1 protein-coding gene is annotated in these 513 nt (G+C 43.3%); it reads right to left on the minus strand.

The window, feature by feature from the left end; all coding sequences use genetic code 11:
- Positions 1-120: 120 nt before the first annotated feature.
- Positions 121-513 (minus strand): hypothetical protein (locus ACTHUR_RS18455; protein ID WP_440400216.1); only part of this gene is annotated, 393 nt, incomplete at its 5' end.

Raw genomic sequence — 513 nt, forward strand, 5'->3', positions numbered from 1 at the left:
GCGGTGGTCATGGAAGGATTCCTTTCTGTAAGTGTTGAAACGGTAGGGGTACATGCAGCAAGCATGGAAACTGTCAGCAATACACTAGCGATCGGTTTCATCATAAGCTCCTTGAAGAGATTAATCTTCCTGTCCGCGTAAAGCGACAGATTCTAAAACAGCAAACAAGGCATCATGGCGGACTTCATCAAAATTATATGAAGAACCATGCTCGTAGCCGCCTACATTTTTATTTCCGGTTACCAATACATCTTTTCTATCAAAAAAGCCTTGGGTAATCGGTGCTCCTCCCGAAGCAGTAGGGACGGTACCATCTCCTCTGTCTGTCCTCTTTTTTTCAGTAAGATGAAGAAAGTAATCTTCACCCCTCAGTTTCATTTTTACCGTACCTCTAGGTCCGGAATCTTTAGGCTTAGTTAATACCGCCTCGATCAACTCTTGCTTAGTCAAGTCTTCAGGGAAATTCCTATCACTCACCCATTTAATAGTATCCCAGGTGAGATGGTCTTTACT

Source organism: Neisseria sp. P0021.S007 (assembly GCF_051956855.1).